The sequence below is a fragment of the Streptomyces flaveolus genome, assembly GCF_000716535.1.
In the GTDB taxonomy this organism is placed as follows: Bacteria; Actinomycetota; Actinomycetes; order Streptomycetales; family Streptomycetaceae; genus Streptomyces; species Streptomyces flaveolus_A.
Genome location: NZ_JNWV01000073.1, coordinates 1 through 21344, shown reverse-complemented (window position 1 = coordinate 21344; position 21344 = coordinate 1). Strand labels below are relative to the sequence as shown.

Here is a 21344-nt window from a genome sequence, read left to right as displayed (position 1 = left end):
GTGGTGTGCCATTCCGGGACCGCGTTGTCGACCAGCGGGCCGATGAGGGACTCGAAGATCTCGTCGACCGGTTCGCCGGCCCGCATCGCCCGCCGGAGGTCGGCACGGGCCTGCTCGTCGGCGGCGGAACGGGGACGGCCACCGCACCCGGCGGCGTCGATGGTGGCCACCGCGTAGCCGCGCGCCGCGGTGTACCGGGCCCGGGCCACCAGCCGGGGGTCCGCCTTGGGCAGGCCGTTGTTGTGGGCCATCAGGACCAGCGGGGCCGGTGCGGACCCAGATGTCCACAGGGTGCCGGGGATCTCGCCGAGGGTGAATTCGCGTTCGAGGACGCCGTCGTCGAGGCGTTGTTCGGAAGTGAAGCGCACGGTCGTGCCTTTCGGGAGTGCTCTTGAACGGCGCTCCCGGACGACCTATCGCCCGACCGTGACCCCGGAGGGGAGCACCCATGTCGATACTGTGTCCACGGGTACCACCTCCTCGTTCTCTCGCACGGCCTGGCGGAAAAGTAGCAGTGGCCGCCGTGCTCCGCCAACGGGTTTTCGCGGATGCTCCGTGGCCGGATACAGCCTCACCCCGTAAGGCACGGTCGGTCGTGGGCCACGGCTGCTGCCAGGGTGTGTTCATGCATACGACTCCGGACGGACGGCCCATCCCTCCCGGGCACGCCGGCGAACGCGCCATGCTGGAAGCATGGCTGGACTTTCACCGCGCGACCCTCGCCCTCAAGTGCTCGGGCCTGGACGACGAGCAGGCACGGCTCGCCTCGGCGCCACCCTCGTCCATGACGCTGCTGGGTCTCGTTCAGCACATGGCTGAAGTGGAACGCAACTGGTTCCAGCGTGTGTTCGCGGGTCGGGACGTTCCTCCGGTCTTCGGGGAGAGCAACCTGGACGGCTTTGCCCTTCAGCGGGAACGAGGGCTCGACGAGGCGACGGCCGTGTGGCGAGCGGAGGTCGCTCGAGGCCGCGAGCTGATCGTCGACGCATCGCTGGACGACTCCTGCCGCCTGTCCGAACAGGAAGCCGGACACGTCGGCGATGAGGGAGTCTCCCTGCGCTGGATCATGGTGCACATGATCGAGGAGTACGCGCGTCACAACGGTCACGCCGACCTCATCCGCGAGCGGATCGACGGAGTCACCGGCGCGTGAGATGTGCCTGGACCGCGCAACGGCCCGCCCCCCTTCCCAGCCGGTCGGCGACCCGCTCGCCCGGACCTTGGCGGGGGCAACGCTCTCGGCACGTTGCGGGCGACGAAAAACGGACGACGAGAAGGCGATCCCCCAGCGACGCGGTGAACTGAACAGGGCCGCCCCCGACGTCGGGCACGAGATAGCGCTGCGCTCTCGGCACGTCGCGAGCGACGAAAAACGGACGACGAGAAGGCGATCCCCCAGCGACGCGGTGAACTGAACAGAGCCACCTCCAACGTCGGGCACGACGTGGCGCTGCGCTCTCGGCGCCTCGCGGGCGGCGAGGAGGCGGACCGCCCAGTGGGGCGGTCGGTGGTGTGGGCCGGCGCTCAGCGGCAGGTGGTGCCCGCTCGCGACGACGCCTGCGCGCCGGGGCGCCGACGTCCCGCGGCTGTGGGGCCTGGACAGGCGCGGTGGCGGCGTAGGCCTTCAGGTGGCCCGACGCCGTACGCGTGGCGCGGTCTCGGATCAGGGTCAGTCCGTCGGCGCCCGTAGACGTCGTACGCGAGCGGGTACCGGCCCTGTCGACTCACGGGCGATGTACGTCGTGTTCAGGGTGTGCCGGCGGGGACGGGCAGCCGCTCCGTTGATGCGGCGGATCAGGATGTCCGCGGCCAGGCCGCCCAGTTCCTGCACGGGCTGGCTGACCACGCTCAGCCGCGGCCGGATGAGCGTGGTCCATTCCGCGTCGTCGAAGCCGATGACCGAGACGTCGCCGGGGATGCGGGCGTCGAGGTCGAGCAGGGCGTCCAGGGTGCCGAGCGTCGCCACGTTGTCGGTGGTGAACAGGGCGGTGGGGCGGTCGCGAGAGGTCATCAGCTCCAGTACGGCCGACCGCGCCCAACCCCGCTCGTACCCGGTGTGCCGGATCAGCTCCGCGGAACGCGGGATGCCGGCCGCCCGCAGGGCCTGGCGGTAGCCGGCGACACGTTCCGTCGTCGTCCAGATGTCCGCGCCCGGCGCCAGACGGATGCCGTCGTCACCCGGCATGGCCGAGGTGATCACCGCGATACGGGTGTGTCCCGCCTCGGTGAACCGGGTCACCGCCGCCTTCACCGCCCCCCGGTTGTCCACGACCACCGTGTCCAGCGTGGCACCGGCCAGCACCCGGTCGAGCAGCACCACCGGGATGCCGGCGGAGACGGCGCGGGCGAGGTGCTCGTCGTCGGTGGCGGCCGGCGCCACCACGAGCCCGTCCACGCGCCGCTCGATGAACAGCTGGACCGCGGCCTTCTCCTTCTCGCTGTCCTCGTCGCTGTTGGCGAGGATGGCCTGCAGCCCCGCCTTGGCCGCGACGTCGGCGATGCCGCGCACCGCACGGGCGAAGTAGGCGTTCTCCACGTCGGCGACGACCACTCCGAGGGTGTCGGTGCGGCCGCTGATCATGCTGCGTGCCACGGCGTTGGTGCTGTAGCCCAGCTCGGCGGCGGCGGCCAGCACCCGCTCCCGGGTGGCCGCGCTCGCCGATCCGTACCCGCCGAGGACGCGTGCGGCCGTCGCCTGTCCCACACCGGCGTGCCGGGCGACGTCCGGGATGGTCACGCGGCGCCGCGGCTGCGATTCAGGGGGCATCTCCGGTCTTTCCGTGTCAGGCCGGCGAACGCCGGGGAACGGCTCGATGGCATTCAGCGCCATTCAACCATTGACGCAAGGCCGCGGGGCGTGGGTAAGGTACGAGCGCGTTGGTAACGTTATCAATTCTGCCCGCCAGAAGGCTCCGTCTGCCGTCCCCCGGACGGCCGTCCGCGCCCTGCCGACGGTCGCCCGTTCCGCCCCTATCCGAACTCCGGAGGTCTCCGCGATGGCAACCGACACCCTTTCGCCGCCACCGGCCGGCGCAGACCCGGCCATCACCCTCGTCGACGTGGTCAAGGACTTCGGCGGCGCCCGCGGCGGAGCGGCGGTACGAGGGGTGAACCTCACCATCGCCGAGGGGGAGTTCTTCTCCCTGCTGGGGCCGTCCGGCTGCGGCAAGACCACCACCTTGCGGATGATCGCCGGATTCGAGGAGCCGAGCGGCGGGGAGATCCTGCTGCACGGCCGGAACATGGTCGGCGTACCGGCCGACAAGCGGGACATCAACATGGTGTTCCAGTCCTACGCGCTCTTCCCGCACCTGAGCGTCGCGGACAACGTGGCGTTCGGGCTGCGCCGCCGGCGCGTCCCCAAGGACGAGATCCACGACCGGGTCGACCGCATCCTGCGCACCGTCGAACTCGCCGAGAAGGCCGACCACCGCCCCCGGCAGCTCTCCGGTGGCCAGCAGCAGCGCGTGGCCCTGGCGCGGGCCCTGGTCAACCGCCCGCGCGCCCTGCTCCTCGACGAACCCCTGGGCGCGCTCGACCTGAAGCTGCGGCAGTCCATGCAGCTCGAGCTCAAGCGCATCCAGCGCGAGGTGGGCATCACCTTCATCTACGTCACGCACGACCAGGCCGAGGCGCTGACCATGTCGGACCGGATCGCGGTGATGAACGGCGGCCTGATCGAGCAGGTCGCCGGCCCGCAGGAGGTGTACGAGCGCCCCGCCACCGCGTTCGTCGCCGGCTTCATCGGCACGTCGAACCTGATCAGCGGCCGGCTGACCACCACCGGACCCGCGGGCGGGGTGATCGACCTCGGCGACGGACAGCGCGTCACCGTCCCGCCGTCCGCCGCGCCCGCCGCCGGGACGGAGGTCCAGCTCACCGTACGGCCCGAGAAGATCACCCTGACCGCCGGCCCGGCGGGGGACGCGAGCCGCATCCGCGGGACCGTCAGCGAGGTGGTCTACCTGGGCACCTCCACCAGTTACACGGTGGCCACGGACACCGGCGCGGAGATGACCGTCTTCCAGCCCAACGACGGCACGGCGTCCGTCGTACCGGCCCGCGGCGACACCGTCTGGCTGTCCTGGGCCACCGCCCACTCCTACCCGCTCGGCACCACGCCCGCCGCACCGGCCACCTCCGCCGCCGACCGGGCGGTCCCCGACTCCGGTTCCCTCACCCCGAGCTGACGACAGGTCGACCATGATGCCCCTGCAGCCCACACCTCCCGCGCCCTGGCTGCGCGGACTGACCGAGCGCCGCTGTTCCCGGCGCGGTCTGCTGCGTGCCGCGCTCGGCGCCGCCGCCCTGGCCCCGCTCGCCGCGTGCAGCGTGCCCGGCGCCCGCAAGCCCGTGCCCGGCACGGCCGCCGAGATCGCCGCCGCCGTCGGCGACTTCTGGACCGGACGGAAGAAGAAGGGCCGGCTCAGCTTCGCCAACTACACCCAGTACATCGACACCGACCCCGGCGACCAGGGCCGGCACCCCACCCTGGAGGCGTTCACCCGCGAGACCGGCATCAAAGTCTCCTACGACGAGGTGATCGACGACAGCGCGTCCTGGTTCGGCAAGGTCCAGCCGGAGTTCGCCTCCGGACAGGGCATCGGCTACGACCTGATGGTGCTGGGCGGCGACAGCTACCTCACCAAGTACATCGAACTCGGCTACCTCGCCCCGCTCGACCACAGCAGGCTGCCCCACTTCGCCGAGTACGGCGGTGCCACGTTCAAGAACTCCTCCTTCGACCGCGGCAACGTCTACACCGTGCCCTGGCAGTCCGGCATGACCGGAATCGGCTACGACCCGGCCAAGGTCGGCCGGAAGATCACCAGTTGGCAGGACCTGCTCGACCCGAAGCTGCGCGGCAAGGTCGGCATGTGGAACGACGCGGTGCAGATGGGCAACATCGCCCTGCTGGCCGTCGGCGTCGACCCGGAGACCTCCACGCACGCCGACTGGCGCAAGGCCGCCGCCTGGCTGCGCCAGCAGCGCGACGCCGGCCTGGTCCGCTCCTACAGCACCGCCACCTACCAGTCCTCGCTCCAACGCGGCGACCTGTACGCCTCGTTGGTGTACTCCGGCGACGTCTTCCAGGCCAACCGCAGTGGTTCACGGCTGGAGTTCGTCATCCCCGACGAGGGCGGACTGCTGTGGACCGACAACCTGTGCATCCCCTCGACGGCCGCCCACCCCGTCGACGCACTGACGTACATGGACTACGTCTACCGGCCCGAGGTCGCCGCGAAGATCAGCGAGACGGTGCAGTTCGTGTGTCCCGTCCCGGCCGCTCAGCCGGTGATCCAGCGCGACGCGGCCGCCGCCACCGGCGAGCTCCGGTCCCTGCTCGGCTCGCTGAGCACCAGCCCCCTGGTCTTCCCGACCAAGGCCGACGAAGCCAAGCTGCGCCACCTGCGGGTGCTCGACGAGACGGAGGAGAAGCAGTGGAACGCGCTGTTCGAACCGATCTACCAGTCCTGACGCGCCGCCGGCGGCGCCCCGGCGCCGTACTGGCTCCGTATCTGATGGTGCTGCCGGGCTGGCTGTGGCTGGCCGCCTTCTTCGTGACGCCGGTGATCGTCATGGTGTCGCTGTCCCTGCAGACCGGCGACTTCATCGACGGCTTCCGCCAGACCTTCCACTTCGGCACCTACGCCCACGTGGTGGAGACCTACCACGTGCAACTGGTCCGCTCACTCCTCTACGGCGCCGCGGCCACCGTCGGCTGCGCCCTGGTGGGATACCCGGTGGCCTACTGGATCGCCTTCCGGGCCGGCCGGCACAAGTCGGTCTTCCTCTTCCTGCTCCTGCTGCCGTTCTTCGTCTCCTTCGTCATCCGCACCCAGTCCTGGAACGTGGTCCTCGCCGACAACGGCGTCCTGCTCGGCCCGCTCAAGGACCTGGGGCTGCTGCCCGCCGGCTTCCACGTCCTGGCCACCCCGTACGCGGTGATCGGCGGACTGACGTACAACTTCCTGCCGTTCATGGTGCTGCCCGTGTACGTGGCCCTGGAGCGGGTGGACGCCAAGGTGATCGAGGCCTCCACCGACCTGTACGCCTCCCGGGCGCAGACCTTCTGGCGCGTGGTGCTGCCGCTGTCCCTGCCCGGAGTCTTCGCGGGCGTGCTGCTGACCTTCGTGCCCGCCTCCGCCGACTACGTCAACGCCGGCATCCTCGGCGGCCCCTCGACCACCATGATCGGGAACATCATCCAGACCGAGTACTTCACCAACCTCGACTACCCGGCCGCCGCCGCCCTGTCCTTCGTACTGATGGGCGCCCTGCTGCTGGCGGTATTCGCCTACGCCCGCGCCCTGGGCACCGACGAGGTGCTGGAGGTGGCCGCGCGATGACCGCCGACACCGTCACCCACGTCGAGGACGCCGTCGTGGCGCCCCGGCCGCGCACCGGCCGCCGCCCGCGCCGCCGTCCCACGCTCACCCTGTACACCTGGCTGGTGCTGGCCTGGCTGCTGCTGCCGATCGCCGTCATGGTCCTGTTCGGCTTCAACGACACCCACAGCAAGGTGAACTTCACCTGGCAGGGCTTCACCCTCACCTGGTACCGGCACCTGTTCGCCATCCCCAACCTGACCTTGGCGCTGGTCAACAGCCTCACCGTCGCGCTGGTCGTCACGGTGGTCGCCACCCTGCTGGGCACCCCGATCGGTCTGGCCCTGGGCCGCCACCGCTTCCGCGGGCGCGGCTCCGTGGACCTGCTGCTGTTCGCCGCCATCGCGGCCCCCGAGATCGCCCTGGGCGCCGCCCTCCTGTCGCTGTTCATCGTGCTCGGCGTGCCGCGCGGCTACTGGACCATCGTCATCGCCCACGTCGCGTTCTGCATCCCGTACGTCGCCATCACCGTACGGGCCCGCATGGCGGGTCACGATCCGACGCTGGAGGAGGCCGCCCGGGACCTCGGAGCCGGGCCCTGGACGGCGTTCCGGCTGGTCACCCTGCCGACGCTGCTGCCCGGTGTGGCCTCCGGCGCCCTGCTGTGCTTCGCCCTGTCCATCGACGACTACGTCATCACCAGCTTCAACGCCGGCCGGACGGTCACCTTCCCGCTGTGGGTGTACAGCGCCAGCCGTACCGGCGTGCCCCCGCAGGTCAACGTCATGGGAACGCTGATCTTCGTCGGCGGCCTCGTCATCGCCGGTGCGAACGTGCTGTTCTCCCGGCGCCGCGCGGCCTGAGACCTCTCTCGCACACTTCTCCGCACACCTCGAAGGAAACCATCACCGTGCTCTCTTTCAACGAAGCCGAGTTCGTCGCCCAGACGGAAAGCCTCGTGGCGCTGCGCCCCCGGATCGAGGAGGTCGTCGACCGTCTCGTGGACGAGGGGTACGACAACGTCCTCCTGGTGGGCGCCGGCGGCACCTACGCGCAGATGTGGCCCTACGAGCACCTGGCCCGGCGCACCTCGGTGCTGCCGGTGCGGGCGGCGATCGCGGCGGAACTGGTCGTCTCCGGTGACGCCCGCCTGGGCGAGCGGACCGCCGCCGTCTTCACCTCCGTCTCCGGCACCACCGAGGACAGCCTCAAGGCCATCGACCACTGCAAGGAGCGAGGCGCGTACACGATCGGCTTCACCGGCCACCCCGACTCCCCCGTCGCCCAGCGGGTGGACACCGCGCTGGTCTCGGCGCCCAAGGCCTGGCCGTTCGACGTCCAGATGCTGCTCTTCATGGGCCGACTGCTCTCCCGGCGGGGCGAGTTCACCGGCTACGACCGCCTCGCCGACGAACTCGCCGGCCTGCCGCGCGTCCTGGTGGACGTCGCCCGGCAAGCCGAGCCGGTGGCGTCCGACTTCGCCGAGGCCCACAAGGACACCGACTACCACTTCCTCATCGGCGGCGGGAACCTGTGGGGGTTCACCTACCTGTACTCCATGTGCATCCTCGAAGAGATGCAGTGGCTGCGCACCACGCGGGTGCACAGCGCCGAGTTCTTCCACGGCTCGCTGGAGCTGCTGGAGGAGGACACCAGCGTGATCGTCTTCCAGGGTGAGGACGAGACCCGGGCGCTCACCGACCGGGCCGAGGCGTTCGCCCGGCGCGTCTCCAAGGACGTGACCGTCTTCGACACCCGCGACTACCCCCTGGCCGGCATCAGCCCGGAGTTCCGGGGGCTGCTGGCGCCGCTGGTGCTGGACACCGTGATGGACCGGGTCAGCAAGCACCTGGAGCGGGTGCGCGACCACTCCCTGGACCTGCGTCGCTACTACCGCGTCATGGACTACTGACCGCGGTCCGTCCCACCCCGCCTCCATCCGCCCCGGCGTGCCGGAGCCCCTGCACCGGCACGCCCCGAGCGGGCGCCGCGCACCCACGCGGCGCCCGCGCCCCTGGAGTCTTTGATGAACATCCTCGGTTTCGGCGACAACGTCGTGGACCGTTTCGTGGACCGCGGCATCGACTACCCGGGCGGCAACTGCGTCAACGTCGCCGTGTACGCCCGCCGTCTCGGTCTCGACGCCGCCTATCTGGGGGTGTTCGGCGACGACGACCTCGGTGCCTTCCTCCGTGCGGCCGTGGCGGCCCAGGGCGTCGCGGTCGAGCGCAGCGTGGTGCGCCACGGCGAGTCCGGCGTCTCCACCCTCCACGTGCGGGACGGCGACCGGGTGTTCCTCGGCTACAACGGCGGCGGTGTCACCGTGCGCGAACCGCTCGTCCTGGACGATGCCCTGCTGGCGTACGCGGCGTCGTTCTCGCTCGTGCACTCCAGCGTCTACTCGCACACCGAGAGCGAACTGCCCAGGCTCGCCGCGGCCGGCCCCCTGGTCAGCTTCGACCTCTCCGACGACGAGGAGTTCCGCTCCCCCGCCTACCTCGACCGGGTCTGCCCCCACCTCGACCTGGCGTTGCTGTCCTGCTCGGACCTGGACGACGCGGCCACGCGACGGTTGCTGGAAGCCGTGGTGGCGCGGGGAGCGCGTATGGTCCTGGCGACCCGCGGCCTGGCGGGGGCCACCGTGTACGACGGCCGGACCCTGGTGACGGCTCCGGCACGCCCGGCGGACACCCGGACCATGGCCGACACCATGGGCTGCGGTGACGCGTTCCTCGCCGGTTTCGCGGTGTCCCTGCTCCACGACGGCTGGTCCCGCCGCGATCCGCCGTCCCGCCCCTCGCTGGAGCGCGCCCTGCGGCACGGCGCCCAGGCGGCCCACGACCAGTGCTTCGTCGAGGCCGCCTTCGGTCACGGCCGGCCTACCACGGCACTCGGGCGGGGGCGGGCACAGGAAGTGAGACCTGTCACAGGGTTCCGGCACGCAGACTGACAGCTTGTTCGCCCACGACTTAACGAAACGCCGTTCTCTTGACTAAGAGAACGGCGTTCTCTTATCTTGGCGGAGCAAGACGGCCCCGCGCCCACCCGGCCCGGCGGCCCCGGCGGACCGGGTCCAGGCAGACCCCCTCCCCGGCACCGACTTCTTCCACTTCCGTACACACCCGACAGGGACTCTCAGTGATCACTTACGACAAGCTCTACATCGGCGGACGCTGGACCGCGCCGGCCAAGAAGGACCTGCTGGCGGTCCGTTCCCCGCACGACCGGTCCCTGGTGGGACTGGCCGCCGAGGCCACGAAGCCCGATGTGGACCTCGCCGTCGACACCGCCCGCAAGGCCTTCGACGAAGGTCCCTGGCCGCGCCTGTCCCCGGCCGAGCGGCAGAAGGTCATCGCCCGCTTCAACGACCTCTACGCCGAGCGCGCCGAGGAGATCGCCGACCTCACCACCGCCGAGAACGGCAGCGCGCGCTGGTTCACCGGCTGGACCGCGTCCGCGCTGTCCCAGCAGACCGATGCCTTCCTGCGCGCCGCCGCTGCCTTGCCGTGGGAGGAGGAACTGCCGCGGACCGACGGTGCGACGGGCCGCATCCTGGTACGCCGTGAACCGGTCGGTGTCGTCGCGGCCGTCATCCCCTGGAACGCCCCGCACCAGTCCGCGCTCGTCAAGATCGTCCCCGCTCTCCTGGCGGGCTGCACCGTCGTACTCAAGGCGTCGCCCGAGAACGCCCTCGTCACGCTGCTGCTGGGGGAGATCCTCACTGCCGCGGGTGTGCCGGAGGGCGTGGTCAGCATCCTGCCCGCCGACCGCGCCACCAGCGAGTACCTCGTCTCCCACCCCGGCATCGACAAGATCGCGTTCACCGGTTCGACGGGTGCCGGACGCGCCATCGCGGCCATCGCGGGGCGGCAGTTGAAGCGGGTGAGCCTGGAGCTCGGCGGCAAGTCCGCCGCCATCGTGCGGGAGGACGCCGACCTCGACGCCATGGTGGAGGGCCTGAAGTTCCTCTCCTTCGCCAACAACGGCGAAGCCTGCGTCGCGCACACCCGGATCCTGGTGCACCGCAGCCGCTACGACGAGGCCGTGGCCAAGCTGAAGGACCTCGTCGAGTCGCTGACCGTCGGCGACCCCGCCGATCCCGCCACCTTCATCGGCCCGATGGTCAGGGCCGACCAGCAGGAGCGCGTCCGGTCCTACATCGAGACGGGAATCCGCGAGGGCGCCCGGCTCGTCACCGGCGGTCCCGAGGTCCCCGCCGGTCTCGAAGACGGCTACTACGTCACCCCGACCCTCTTCGCCGACGTCGACAACTCCATGCGCATCGCGCAGGAGGAGATCTTCGGCCCGGTGCTCGTGGTCATCCCGTTCGACGACGACGACCACGCGGTCCGCATCGCCAACGACTCCCCGTACGGCCTCGGCGGAGGCGTGTGGACGGCCGACGAGGACAGCGCCCTGGAGCTCGCCCGGCGCATCCGCACCGGCACGTTCTCCGTCAACGGCGCGCCGTTCTCCTTCGACGGACCCTTCGGAGGTTTCAAGAGCAGCGGCATCGGCAGGGAGTTCGGCACGGTCGGTCTGACCCAGTACGTCGAGTACAAGACGATCGCGGCCTGACCCCCCGGCCGCAGTACCGCAATACCGCAGTGCCGCAGTACCGCAAGACGGCGTGCCCGCCCCGGCCGGGCGGGTACACCAGCCTGCACTGGGCGATCGGGCTCACACGGCCGCGCGGATCAGTCGAGTGCGGACTCGAGGGCGGCGGCGAGCTGGGATCGTCGGTGGATCCGCAGTTTCGCGTAGGTGCTGTACAGATGCGCTCCCACCGTGCGGTGGGAGAGGTACAACTGGTCGGCGATCTGCCTGTTCGTGTGCCCCTCGACGGCCAGCCGGGCGACGTGCAGCTCTTGAGCGGTGAGCACGGCGCTGGCGTCGACGGTCTGGCTCGGCTGTGCGCGCTGCACGTTGCTGCCGGCGGCACCCAGCTCTCGTGCCGTTCGTTGCGCGAGCGGTTCCGTGTGGTGTGACTCGAAGACGTGCAGCGCCGCCGAGAGATGGCCGCGTGCTTCCACGATGTGGCGTTCGCGGCGCAGCCATTCGCCGTAGAACAAGCGGGTCTTGGCCAGGTCGAGGAACGCGGTGGTCCGCTCACCGCGTTGTATGGCCTGCTCGAAGTGGACGCGTGCGTCGTCTCCTGGGGCCAGCAGCGCCCGGGAGCGTTCGACGAGCATCGCGAGATGGTCGGAGTCACTGGACGCGACGGCGGCCGTCGCCATGTCGAGCCAGCCCTCCACCACCTCCGGCCGGCCTGCTCGCACGGCCGAGTCGGCGAGGTCGCCGCCGGCCCACATGCCGACGGGTGGATGCTCGACGGTCTTCAGCAAGTGGGCGACCGCCTCCTCGGGGCGGCCTTCGTTCGCAGCCATCTGGGCGGACGCCGAGGACGCGATGGCGGTCACCCTGGCGAAGGGCATCAGTCCGGACAGTTCGGTGCAGGTTTCGAGGGCAGCGGTCGCGAGCTCGTGTTCGCCGCGCCATGCGCGTGCACGTGCGATCTCCGCCGCGGAAACCGCTCCTACGACCGACAGACCGAGTTCCGAACTGAGGCGCAGCGCGTGCTCGCCGTCGGCAAGCCCGGCAGCGATCGCGTTGGCGTTCATGCGTGCCGTGGCACGCCCGGCGAAGGCCACCGTCTCGTCGCTCGTCCGCGCTGATCGGTGGAACAGGTCGATCTCGGCGCTCCAGACACGTTCGGCGCCGATGAGGTCATGGGCGTCCTCGAAGGCGAACGCGAGGCAGTTCAGCAGTGTCGCGTCCGTCTCGCGTACCTCCCGCTGGAAGACCGACAGTGCTTCCTCGACGGACGTGATCCGGTCTGCCGAACCGATCAGGGCCAGGCCGATGCTCTGGAGCAGCCGTTGCCGATCGGTGACGGCGATGCCGGGTCGCCGGAGTTCGTGGGCCACGGCTGCCGTGGTCTCGGGGGAGAAGTTCTGGCGGGTGTAGCTGCGCACCGCCGCCCACGTGAGAACCTCGACCCGGTCGTCCGGATTGCTGAGTGTCCGCGACAGCTTGATGAGTTCCTCACCGCTGCGGTCCGGAAGCGTCGTGCTGGTGCTGGCGAGCATCCATTCGGTGCGGGCGAACTGCACCACCGATGCTTCGTCGTCGACGATCGGCTCCGCCTCGGCGAGCAGGGCGGCGGCGTCGGCTGTCGCGCCCGCCTGCCGCGCGGCTTCAGCCGCCATCACCATGCGCCGGGCCCGCTCCGCCGCGCGGGGGGTCAGCTCGGCCGCACGCCGCCAGGCGGCGGTCGCCTCCGTGCGCGCACCCCGTCGGCCGGTCGCCACGGCCAGATCTTCGAGTTCGGCGGCGACGTCCTCGTTCCAGCCGGCGACCGCCGCGGCCCGGTGGTGGACGGCGCGCGCGGCATCGACGACGACCCGCGCCAGTTCGGTGTGCACGCGCAACCGCGCGTCGGAGTCAGCGTTGTCATACACCGCCGAACCCAGCAACGGGTGGCGGAACTTGTAGCTGCCACCGGTGAGTGTGATCAGCCCGAAGCTTTCGGCCGGCGCGAAGTCGCGTTGGTCCAGACCCAGGTTGCGGGCAGCCGCCAGCACTTCGGAGCTGCTCGAATCCTCGCCCGCGGCCGCGACGAGGAGAGCGCGCCGCGTCGCCCGGGGCAGCAGGGCGACCTCGGCAAGGAACGAGTCCTCCAGACGTTTGCCCATCGGAAGACGGACGCGCTCGGCGGAAGGTGATCCCTCGACCCACGACGGGCTGGTCGCCCATTCCGTCAGAGCGAGCGGGTTGCCCAGTGCGCGCTCGACCAACTGGAGCCGTTGCGTCGTCGTCAGCGCGGGCGCGTGCGTGGCGACCAGGTTCAGCGCGTCTTCCTGGCTGAGCGGTGCCAGTGGCACGTGATGCTTGAAGTGCGGCGTGGGGTCGGGGTAGATCCGGTCGGTTCGGCTGGTGGCCAGAAGCAGTGCCGGCATGACGCTCATACGAGCCGCGAGAAAGGTGACGATGCCGGCTGTCGACTTGTCGAGCCAGTGCAGGTCCTCGACCAGCACCACCATGGGACCCCGCGCCGCGGCCTCCTCCAGCAGTCCGAAGGTGGCGAGGCCGGTGATGAAACGATCCGCCGGTTCGCCCTCCCCTCCGAACGCCACCTGCAAAGCGGTGCGCTGGCGCGGCGGTAGAGCATCGATACGGCTGAGCAGAGGCAGCAGCAGCTCGTGCAACCCCTCGAAGCCCGCCGCGCCGGCACCCCGGATGCCATGACAGGACAGAACCGCGAAGCCTGATGAGGATGCCGCCTCGACGACCGCTGACGCGAGTGTGCTCTTTCCTATACCCGCTTCACCGAACACGAGCGCCGAAGACCCGTTTCCGTCGCGCGCCGCATCGATGAGGGCGGTTAGTTGGTCATATTGCGGTTCCCGCCCGATCACGTGCATCCCCCACTACAGAACCTAATGCGGTACCTCGGTTACTCTATAGCGCTTTCAGCCATGGCCGAAATGTGACCAGCAGCACGTTTCCGCTGGCCACACCTCGTTTTCGTCGGCTCCTCTAGGCCAGACGTGCGCCTCCGTCGACGTGCAGCACCGTTCCGGTGACGTAGGGGTTGTCCATGGCGAAGAGCACCGCCTTGACGACGTCGTCCGGGGTTCCGACGCGCCGAACCGGGTTGTTCTCGGCGATCCGCTGGAGGAATTCCGGCTTGGCGTCACCGAGTTTGTCCCAGGCACCGCTGTCGACGATGCCGGGGGACACGGCGTTGACACGCAGCGGGGCGATCTCGACGGCCAGGGCCTGGACGAGGAAGGCGAGAGCGCCGTTGGTGGTGGCCATGACGGTGCGCTCGGGTGCCGGTCGCCAGGCGGCCACACCGGAGAAGAACGTGAAGGAACCGCCCTCGCGTGCCTGGCCGGCCAGGTTCTTCGCGATGAACAGGGGGCCGACCACCTTCGCCGCGAAAGCCCGTCGGACACCGGCCGGGTCGAGTTCGGCGAGCGGCCCGTTGGCGGGGACGGCCGCTGTCGAGACCAGGTGGTCGAAGGGTCCGACCTCGTCCGCCAGTCGCGCGATGGAATCGTCGTCCGTGATGTCGAACTGCACGGTCCGCCACTCGCCGGTCAGTTCGCCGCCCGTTTCCTTCAGCCTGCCGAGGTCCGGTCCGGCGAGGACCAGTTCGGCGCCCTCGTCCGAGGCCGTCCGCGCGAGCTGCCGTCCGATCGCGGAGCCGGCTCCGATGATGACGATGCGCTGTCCGGAACGTTCCTGCGTGGTCACGCGAATCTCCTCTGGGTGCGGCGCCGCGGCGCGGCCGTCTGGGTTCGCGGACCACTTTTCCCTCACGACATCAATGAGGCCAATGATTGTTTTCGTCGCTGGCCATAGATTCCAGTCATGGCGTCTCCCGCTCGCCTACGACATCAGCGCCCGCGACGTCCTGCGCAACCGAGCGAACGCTGAGGCGCCCCGCGGGGTGCCTCACAGCGCCGACCGCCGGCACACGTGCACCGGCACCCGCGTGCCACCGCCGCCGCCCCGATCAGTGGTCCGGCCGGTGGAACGTGCCGTCCGCGACCCGGCCGTCGAGCAGCCGCGATACCACCGACGCACACGCCGGTCACACGTGCCGTAGTCGACGTGCAGGACCCGGGTCATGGTGCCGAGGGACGTCAGTCGTTTGACAGATGACCCGGTTCGGCCGGTCACCGGAAGCTCGCTCCATACGTTCGCGACCGGGATCGCGCCCGACCTCGTGCACGCGCTCCTGCGCGCGGGGTTCGGGATACAGACCGACGTCCTGACCGGTGGGGTGGAGATCCGGAGCTGCCCGGAACACTACGGGCCCGGTTCCCTCCTCGTGAGCTGGGCCCCGCACGAGGCGGCGTACGCACCGCTCGACGCACGTGTCACCCATGTGGAGAGCGTCATGACCGGCGCCCTGCTGGACGCCGTGCGGGCACTGGGGTTCCGGGCCAAGCGCCTGGGCGCTTCCTACTCGGTCCAGGTGCAGCCGTGGGGGTCCGGTGCTCCGAGCTGAGCCGGCGGGCCGATTCGTCAGGGACAACCGGAGCACGATCGCCCTCGTCTCGGTCATCGTGGTCACGACCGTGTGCGCCGTGGTGCTGCTCGCCTGCGTGGTGTCCGCCCACCGCTTCTCGGCAGGCACCCAGGTCTTCGGAACCGGGCTCGGCATCACGGCCTACATGCTCGGCGTCCGGCACGCCTTCGACGCCGATCACATCGCCGCCATCGACAACACCACCCGGCGGTTCCTGGCCGAGGGCAGACCATCGGCCCACCTGGGTTTCTGGTTCGCCCTGGGACACTCCTCGGTCGTCGTCGTGCTGAGTCTGCTCACGGCGCTCGGAGCCGGCCTGGCGACCCGGCTGACCGAGGACTCCTCCTCCGCCCACCAGGTCCTCTCGCTGGTGGGGACCTCCGTCTCGGGCACGTTCCTGTGCGTGGTGGGCGTTCACAACCTGCTCGCGCTGCGCCGCATCGCCGTCCTGTACCGTTCCGCTCGCCGAGGGCACTACGACGAGGAGCGGCTGCATCAGGTGCTCGACGGCCGGGGGCTGCTCTGCCGCCTGCTGAACCGGCTGACCGCGTCGACGACGCGCCCCTGGCACATGTTCCCCCTCGGCCTGCTCTTCGGCCTCGGCTTCGACACCGCCACCGAGGTGTCCCCGCTCGTCCTCTCGGGCACCGGCGCCGCCTCCGGCGTGCCGTGGTACGCGCTGATGCTCCTGCCGCTCCTCTTCACCTGCGGCATGAGTCTGTTCGACACCCTGGACGGGGCCTTCATGTCCGCCGCCTACCGGTGGGCTCTCGTCGCGCCGCTGCGGCGCATCCACTACAACCTCGTCACCACCGGCCTGTCGGCCGCGGCGGCACTGCTGGTCGGGGCCGTGAACCTGGTGACGCTGCTGAGCGGCGCGATGCCCGCGGTGGGCAGGGCCCTGCCCTGGCCGGCCGGGATCGACCTGAACTCCGTCGGGTACGTGATCGGCGGCCTGTTCCTCACGGCCTGGATCTTCTCCCTGCTCCGCTGGAAGGCCTCCGGCCGGTAAGGAGAGCACCGCGTGCCCGGAGGCCGGGACGCCGCCGTGCCCGCGGCGCGCATCGCGTCCGCGTCGGTGGAACCGGACGCCTGACACCGACCGTTCGCGGGCCGGCCGGGCCGGATGCGTCGGCGTAGGGCGTCAGACGCTCTGTGCCTCGTCGAGGCTCCGCAGGGCGTCGCGCAACGCGGTCCGGGAGGTGATGCCCAGTTTGGGGAACACCCGGTAGAGGTGTGCGCCGGCGGTGCGGGGCGAGATGTTGAGCCGCCGGCCGATCTCCTTGTTGGACAGGCCACTCGCCGCGAGTTCGGCGATGCGGCGCTCCTGTGCGCTCATCGCCGCCGTGATCCCGTCCTGCGGCAGTCCGACGCCCACGCCTGCCGCGCGCAGCCCGTTGCGGGCGCGCTGAGCCCACAGCGGGGCTTTCAAACGGTGCTCGAACAGTTCGAGCGCCGCGCCAAGCTGAACGCGTGCGGCCTTGTACTCGCGGCGGCGACGCAGCCACTCACCGTACAGCAGACGGATCCGGGCATAGTCGTACGTCCACACTGAGGCGTCCGGGATGGCGAGGGCCGCTTCGTACAGCTCCCCCGCCCGTTCGTCGGACGCGGTGATCGCGGTGGCCGCGGCGAGGATGACCTCCAGGTGCGGCGAGATGGCGTCCAGGCGCGCGCGCCGACCCGCCTCGACGTGTGCGCGGGCCTCGGTCTTCCGGCCGGTCCGCATCGCGGATTCCACCAGGTCCAGGAAGAACCGCTGGAAGTGGGGGTGGTGCGCGGGGAGTTCGCCCGCCGGGGTCACTTCGGAAGCGAGCTGGTACGCCTCCTCGAAGTCCCCCCGGCCGACCGCGGCGCGTGCCCGGCACTCGTTCACCGTGCTCATCAGAAGCTGCGCGCGTCGCGGCTCGGCCCAGTCGGCGACGGTCTCGCAGTACGTGCGCAGGGCCTCTTCGTCCCCGCGGCCGCTCGCGACCATGGCCAGTCCGTAGGTGAACACGACGTGGACGAGGTTGTATTCGTGCACGGTGGCGTCCGCGATGCCGTGGGAGGCGACGGCGACCGCTCTGTCCCAGTCGCCGCGCATGAAGGCTTCATGGGTCCTGGCCACGATGGCGAAGCGCAAGCTGTCGTAGGCGTCGGGCCCGATGAGGTCCCGCCACACGCCGTCGTAGTAGGTGAAGCAGTCGAGGTACATGGCCGTGTAGATCAGCCAGTTGACGCGCCACAGGGGTGTGCTGGGGGACAGCGTGGCCGTCACCCGGTCCAGCCGTTCCCGGACGTCGTGAGCGGTGCGCGCCGGGTCGGCGACGCAGTCGAAGCACATGCGCGCGGCCTCGGACACCCGGTCGACGACGCGGTACACGCCGGGCCAGAGTTCCGCACGCCCTGCCCACACGGCCGCGTTGAGCAGGACGTAGAAGGCGTCGTCGAACGCTTCCGCGTCCTCGGCGGCCGCGCTCCGGGGCGCCGCCTCCATCACGGGAAGCAGGATGCGGAAGACCGCGTCCATGTCTCCCTCGCGGTGGAACTGCACGTATGCCGCGGTCGTCGCGCTCCGCAGTGTTTCCGCGGTCCGGGCACCGGCCAGTTCCTGTGCCGTCCCCAGGAGGCCGGCGACACCGGCGGCGAACGCGGCCTGGTCGAGGCGGCGGGCGCGTGCGGCGGGGTCCTGGCTGAGTTCGGCCGCCCGGCGGTATGCCACGGCCGCCTCCGCGGCGCCGCCACGGGCCTGGGCCCGGTCCGCGGCGCGGGTGAGTTCGACGGCGACCGTCTCGTCGGGTTCGTCGGCGGCGTGGGCGAGGTGCCAGGCGCGTCGCTCCGGGTGCTGCTGCACGATCTCGGCCAGAGCCCTGTGCGCCGTTCTGCGGCGCCCGGCCGAGGACATGTGGACTACGCAGGAGCGGACCAGGGGATGGCGGAAGGTGATCTGCTCGGCCAGGTGGTCGACGCGGATGAGTCCGGTGCGCTCGCCCGTCTCCAGCAGGCTCTCGTCCCACTCCTGGCCGGCCTGGACCGTCGCGGCACGGATGTCCCGCAGGTTGCCGGGACGCTGGCCGTCGAGCGCGGTCAGCAGCAGGGCGAAGCGCATGACGGCGTCGAGTTTGCGGATGCGGTCGGCGAAGACGCTCTCCAGCCGGCTGCTCAGGGGCAGGGTCATCGGCAGGGCGTCGACGCCGTCCCGCTGGGCGGGGGTGAGCTGCCCGGGCAGTTCCACGAGGGCGAGCGCGTTGCCCTCGGCCTCCTCCAGCAGCCGTCGCCGGGTCGATTCGGCGAGACCGGGGTGGCTGCTGTCCAGCAGCGCCAGTGCGTCGGAGGCCGGCAGCGGGCCCACGTTCAGCACGCGCAGTCCCTTGAGGTCCAGGAAGCCGTTCCAACCGCCTCGGGTCGCCATGACGAAGGACGTCCGGCAGCCGCTGAGCCTGCGGGCCATGAAGGTCAGCACTTCGGCACTGGAGCGGTCGATCCAGTGCACGTCGTCCACGACCACCGACAGGGCCTGTGTCCGGGACGCGGCCTGCAGGAGGGCCAGCGCGGACACGGAGATGGCGAACCGTCCCAGGTCCGGGCCCTCGCGGATGGACAGGACCTGTTCCAGGACCGCCCTCTGGAAGGCCGGCAGTTCCGTGGCGTGCTCGAACAGCGGGTGGAGGAGTTGGTGGAGCGCGGAGAACGCGAGCTCCTGCTCGCTCTCGATGCCTACCACGCGCACCACGCGCAGCCCGTTCGTCCGGGCCCGCGCGGCCACGGCGTCCAGCAACGCTGTTTTCCCGACCCCGGGATCGCCCTGCAGAAGCAGCGCCGTTCCCTCGTTCCCCGCTTCGGCGAGCATCGCTTCGAGAGCGTGCAGTTCGCGCGTACGTCCCACCAACGACAAGGTTCCTCCCCACGCCGGTGGGCCGTTGCCCCGTGCCGGCGGAAGAACTATCGCGAACGGCTCATGGACGACACATCTGTCAGTCGACCGTTACCTGTGAGTAACATACGGGGTGGCAGCTTACGGGAACGTCCTCCCCGTCCCGCGGCGACACTCCCCGGCGCTCTTGCACCCACGCCGGGCAAGGGGGGACACGAGTGCCGCGGAACGGTGACCGCCGGGTGCGCCGCGCCTTTCACGGCCGGACGGCTCGGACGCCGGTGGTGAGGACCACGCGGAACCGTGCCCGGTTGTCCATCATGCGCGCGTAGGCGTCGGCCGCGCGCTCGAGGGGCATCTCCTCGACATGCGGCCGCACCCCGGTAAGGGCGGCGAACCGCAGCGTGTCCTCGATGTCGGCGGAGGTGCCGCTCGGCATACCGCGAACACCCTTCGTCAGGTCGATCAGCTGCAAGGGGCTGATCCGCATGGGCTCGGCGTCGACGCCCAGCACGACGAGTACGCCGTCGGGCCCCAGTCCGTCGACCGCCGCCGACATGGTGTCCGAGTTCCCGGCGGTGGCGAGCACCGCGCGCGCACCGCCCAGGGCCCGGAGGGCGGGACCGGTCTCCTCGGCCGTGGAGTCGATGTAGTGATGGGCGCCCAGTTCCGCGGCCAGGGCGCGCTTCTCCTCGCCTCGCGCGATGACGACCGTCTCGAAGCCCATCCTGACAGCGAACTGCACGCCCAGGTGGCCCAGTCCGCCGAGGCCCAGGATGGCCACGAGGTCCCCCGGACCGGCGCCCGAGTGCCGCAGTCCGTTGAAGGTGGTGACGCCCGCACAGGCCAGGGGCGCGGCGTGCACCGCGCTGAGGCCGTCGGGGATGCGGGCCAGGGCGGACGCGGGCACCACCATGGCGTCGGCGTAGCCCCCGGGATAGGCCCGGCTGGGAACCTGAAGGCTCGTGCAGTGGATGAAGTCACCCCTGCGGCAGAACCGGCAGTGGCCGCAGTGTCCGCCGAACCAGCCGACGGCGACCCGGTCGCCCACTTGCCAGCCGGCCACGTGCTCGCCGACCGCGTCGACACGGCCGGCGATCTCGTGCCCCGGAGTCACCGGGAAGCTCAGGCCGGGCAGGTGCCCCTCGACCATCAGCGAGTCGGTGTGGCACACACCGCACGCCTCGACCGCGAGGCGCACTTGGAAGGGCCCCGGGTCGGGAAGGTCGCGACGGCCCGTGAGCAGGACACCTGCGGGCTCGTCCACCAGGACCGCACGAGAAGAGAGCATGACAAAGCCTCCTGGGAGAGTGGCGAAGCCGGGCGCCCTCGCCGGCAGGCAGGGCTCGGCGGGGGCGGGAAGGAGAGGGAACGGTCGCCGCGGCCCGGGGGGGCGACGGCGGCGTCGCGACGTACCGGAGCGGCGACTGGCCCGGACGGGGCACGTCCGCGCCCTGCCGCACGGCGTGCCCCCGGTGCGGCACCCGCATTCCGGGGCCGTGCGGAGCGCGGACCGTCCGGGGGCGCCGCAGCCGTCAGCCCAGCGGCTTGATGGTGCCGGTGAGGGCGAGCGGGGTGCCGTCCGGCAGGGTGATGCGCGAGTGGACCACGCCGCGCTCGAAGTCCTCCAGATGAACGATGTTGGCTCCGGACTCCTCCGTCCAGGACGTGAGGAACACGTCGGGTCGGATCTCCACCGCGGTGATGGCCACCGTCTCCACGTAGCCGTCCGGCACCATGCCCCCGCCGGCGACGACGGTGAAGGTCATCCGCTCACCGGACTCGAAGTTCTCTTCCAGGGTCAGCGGGCCCAGGTCGACGAAGTAGCGGTGCTTGGTCAGCCGCTCATGTGACATGACATACCTCCTGATGGGGCTCATGTGGTCCTCGCCAGCGTTTCCCAGGTCCGGCACCAGGCCATCTGTCATACGACCTACAAGCGCGGCGGCATCATCTCTGTTGACAATGCTAAGACGACCAGTCATATTGATGGCTCCGACACATCTCAGGAGTTCACATGTCCGAGCTGTCCTCGAACCGCCCCTCCGTCGCCGTCGCCTACCACTCCGGCTACGGACACACCGCCGTCCTCGCCGAAGCCGTCCACCGCGGAGCC

At 70.6% G+C, this 21344-nt stretch carries 17 protein-coding genes and 1 pseudogene; 11 read left to right on the top strand and 7 right to left on the bottom strand.

Going from position 1 to position 21344, the window contains the following annotated elements:
* The coding region (locus OO52_RS43950; protein WP_030658656.1) for an alpha/beta hydrolase family protein at positions 1-368 on the bottom strand (368 nt) is incomplete at its 3' end.
* A 257-nt stretch (positions 369-625) separates the two neighbouring features.
* Here OO52_RS43950 and OO52_RS43945 point away from each other — a divergent pair.
* Positions 626-1153 carry a DinB family protein gene (locus tag OO52_RS43945; RefSeq protein WP_030658654.1) on the top strand — a complete coding sequence of 176 codons (528 nt, stop codon included), beginning with the start codon at positions 626-628 and terminating at the stop codon, positions 1151-1153.
* A gap of 516 nt (positions 1154-1669) precedes the next feature.
* Here OO52_RS43945 and OO52_RS43940 read toward each other — a convergent pair.
* The gene (locus OO52_RS43940; RefSeq protein WP_030658652.1) at positions 1670-2767 is read right to left on the bottom strand and encodes a LacI family DNA-binding transcriptional regulator; all 1098 of its coding nucleotides are present in this window, start codon (positions 2765-2767) and stop codon (positions 1670-1672) included.
* 229 nt (positions 2768-2996) lie between these two features.
* Here OO52_RS43940 and OO52_RS43935 point away from each other — a divergent pair, with 229 nt between their 5' ends.
* From OO52_RS43935 to OO52_RS43905, 7 genes are all read left to right on the top strand, one after another.
* The gene (locus OO52_RS43935; RefSeq protein ID WP_231406570.1) at positions 2997-4190 is read left to right on the top strand and encodes an ABC transporter ATP-binding protein; all 1194 of its coding nucleotides are present in this window, start codon (positions 2997-2999) and stop codon (positions 4188-4190) included.
* A gap of 13 nt (positions 4191-4203) precedes the next feature.
* Positions 4204-5478 (top strand): polyamine ABC transporter substrate-binding protein, encoded by a 1275-nt coding sequence (locus OO52_RS43930; protein WP_231406571.1) that lies wholly within the window; start codon positions 4204-4206, stop codon positions 5476-5478.
* A 44-nt stretch (positions 5479-5522) separates the two neighbouring features.
* Positions 5523-6350 (top strand): ABC transporter permease, encoded by an 828-nt coding sequence (locus OO52_RS43925; RefSeq protein ID WP_037631074.1) that lies wholly within the window; start codon positions 5523-5525, stop codon positions 6348-6350.
* Positions 6347-7192 carry an ABC transporter permease gene (locus OO52_RS43920; protein ID WP_030658643.1) on the top strand — a complete coding sequence of 282 codons (846 nt, stop codon included), beginning with the start codon at positions 6347-6349 and terminating at the stop codon, positions 7190-7192. The genes OO52_RS43925 and OO52_RS43920 overlap by 4 nt, the downstream gene beginning before the upstream one ends.
* Before the next feature lie 47 nt (positions 7193-7239).
* Positions 7240-8241, top strand: a complete 1002-nt coding sequence (locus tag OO52_RS43915) for an SIS domain-containing protein (protein WP_030658641.1) — start codon at positions 7240-7242, stop codon at positions 8239-8241.
* A 114-nt stretch (positions 8242-8355) separates the two neighbouring features.
* Positions 8356-9279, top strand: a complete 924-nt coding sequence (locus OO52_RS43910; protein WP_051819106.1) for a PfkB family carbohydrate kinase — start codon at positions 8356-8358, stop codon at positions 9277-9279.
* A 188-nt stretch (positions 9280-9467) separates the two neighbouring features.
* A complete protein-coding gene (locus tag OO52_RS43905) occupies positions 9468-10907 on the top strand; it encodes an aldehyde dehydrogenase (RefSeq protein WP_030658637.1) in 1440 nt (479 codons plus the stop codon).
* A 119-nt stretch (positions 10908-11026) separates the two neighbouring features.
* On the opposite strand, the gene OO52_RS43900 is transcribed toward OO52_RS43905, so the two are convergent.
* Both OO52_RS43900 and OO52_RS43895 read right to left on the bottom strand, forming a co-directional pair.
* Positions 11027-13753, bottom strand: a complete 2727-nt coding sequence (locus OO52_RS43900; RefSeq protein ID WP_051819104.1) for an AAA family ATPase — start codon at positions 13751-13753, stop codon at positions 11027-11029.
* A gap of 115 nt (positions 13754-13868) precedes the next feature.
* Positions 13869-14591 (bottom strand): SDR family oxidoreductase, encoded by a 723-nt coding sequence (locus tag OO52_RS43895; RefSeq protein WP_030658631.1) that lies wholly within the window; start codon positions 14589-14591, stop codon positions 13869-13871.
* A 400-nt stretch (positions 14592-14991) separates the two neighbouring features.
* Here OO52_RS43895 and OO52_RS43890 point away from each other — a divergent pair, with 400 nt between their 5' ends.
* Both OO52_RS43890 and OO52_RS43885 read left to right on the top strand, forming a co-directional pair.
* On the top strand, positions 14992-15351 hold the full coding sequence (locus OO52_RS43890; RefSeq protein ID WP_048910701.1) for a hypothetical protein: 360 nt from the start codon (positions 14992-14994) through the stop codon (positions 15349-15351).
* Complete coding sequence (locus OO52_RS43885; protein ID WP_030658627.1) at positions 15338-16384, top strand: HoxN/HupN/NixA family nickel/cobalt transporter; 1047 nt, start codon at positions 15338-15340, stop codon at positions 16382-16384. Before OO52_RS43890 ends, OO52_RS43885 begins: the two co-directional genes overlap by 14 nt.
* A gap of 132 nt (positions 16385-16516) precedes the next feature.
* Here OO52_RS43885 and OO52_RS43880 read toward each other — a convergent pair whose 3' ends face one another.
* The 3 genes from OO52_RS43880 to OO52_RS43870 form a co-directional block, all read right to left on the bottom strand.
* Positions 16517-19240 carry an ATP-binding protein gene (locus OO52_RS43880; RefSeq protein ID WP_234340001.1) on the bottom strand — a complete coding sequence of 908 codons (2724 nt, stop codon included), beginning with the start codon at positions 19238-19240 and terminating at the stop codon, positions 16517-16519.
* 244 nt (positions 19241-19484) lie between these two features.
* The gene (locus OO52_RS43875; RefSeq protein ID WP_030658623.1) at positions 19485-20519 is read right to left on the bottom strand and encodes an alcohol dehydrogenase; all 1035 of its coding nucleotides are present in this window, start codon (positions 20517-20519) and stop codon (positions 19485-19487) included.
* Between the two features lie 244 nt (positions 20520-20763).
* Positions 20764-21084, bottom strand: coding sequence for a MoaF-related domain-containing protein (locus tag OO52_RS43870; RefSeq protein WP_030658621.1), 321 nt, complete (start codon positions 21082-21084; stop codon positions 20764-20766).
* A 161-nt stretch (positions 21085-21245) separates the two neighbouring features.
* Between OO52_RS43870 and OO52_RS53710 the strand changes: the two are divergent.
* A pseudogene (locus OO52_RS53710) lies at positions 21246-21344 on the top strand (NADPH-dependent FMN reductase); the annotation flags it as partial.

Excerpts from the sequence above, each read along its gene's own strand:
- OO52_RS43900 (WP_051819104.1), bottom strand. The coding sequence starts at position 13,753 with ATGCACGTGATCGGGCGGGAACCGCAATATGACCAACTAACCGCCCTC.
- OO52_RS43940 (WP_030658652.1), bottom strand. The coding sequence starts at position 2,767 with ATGCCCCCTGAATCGCAGCCGCGGCGCCGCGTGACCATCCCGGACGTC.
- OO52_RS43875 (WP_030658623.1), bottom strand. The coding sequence starts at position 20,519 with ATGCTCTCTTCTCGTGCGGTCCTGGTGGACGAGCCCGCAGGTGTCCTG.
- OO52_RS43935 (WP_231406570.1), top strand. The coding sequence starts at position 2,997 with ATGGCAACCGACACCCTTTCGCCGCCACCGGCCGGCGCAGACCCGGCC.
- OO52_RS43910 (WP_051819106.1), top strand. The coding sequence starts at position 8,356 with ATGAACATCCTCGGTTTCGGCGACAACGTCGTGGACCGTTTCGTGGAC.
- OO52_RS43945 (WP_030658654.1), top strand. The coding sequence starts at position 626 with ATGCATACGACTCCGGACGGACGGCCCATCCCTCCCGGGCACGCCGGC.
- OO52_RS43925 (WP_037631074.1), top strand. The coding sequence starts at position 5,523 with ATGGTGCTGCCGGGCTGGCTGTGGCTGGCCGCCTTCTTCGTGACGCCG.
- OO52_RS43920 (WP_030658643.1), top strand. The coding sequence starts at position 6,347 with ATGACCGCCGACACCGTCACCCACGTCGAGGACGCCGTCGTGGCGCCC.
- OO52_RS43870 (WP_030658621.1), bottom strand. The coding sequence starts at position 21,084 with ATGTCACATGAGCGGCTGACCAAGCACCGCTACTTCGTCGACCTGGGC.
- OO52_RS43930 (WP_231406571.1), top strand. The coding sequence starts at position 4,204 with ATGATGCCCCTGCAGCCCACACCTCCCGCGCCCTGGCTGCGCGGACTG.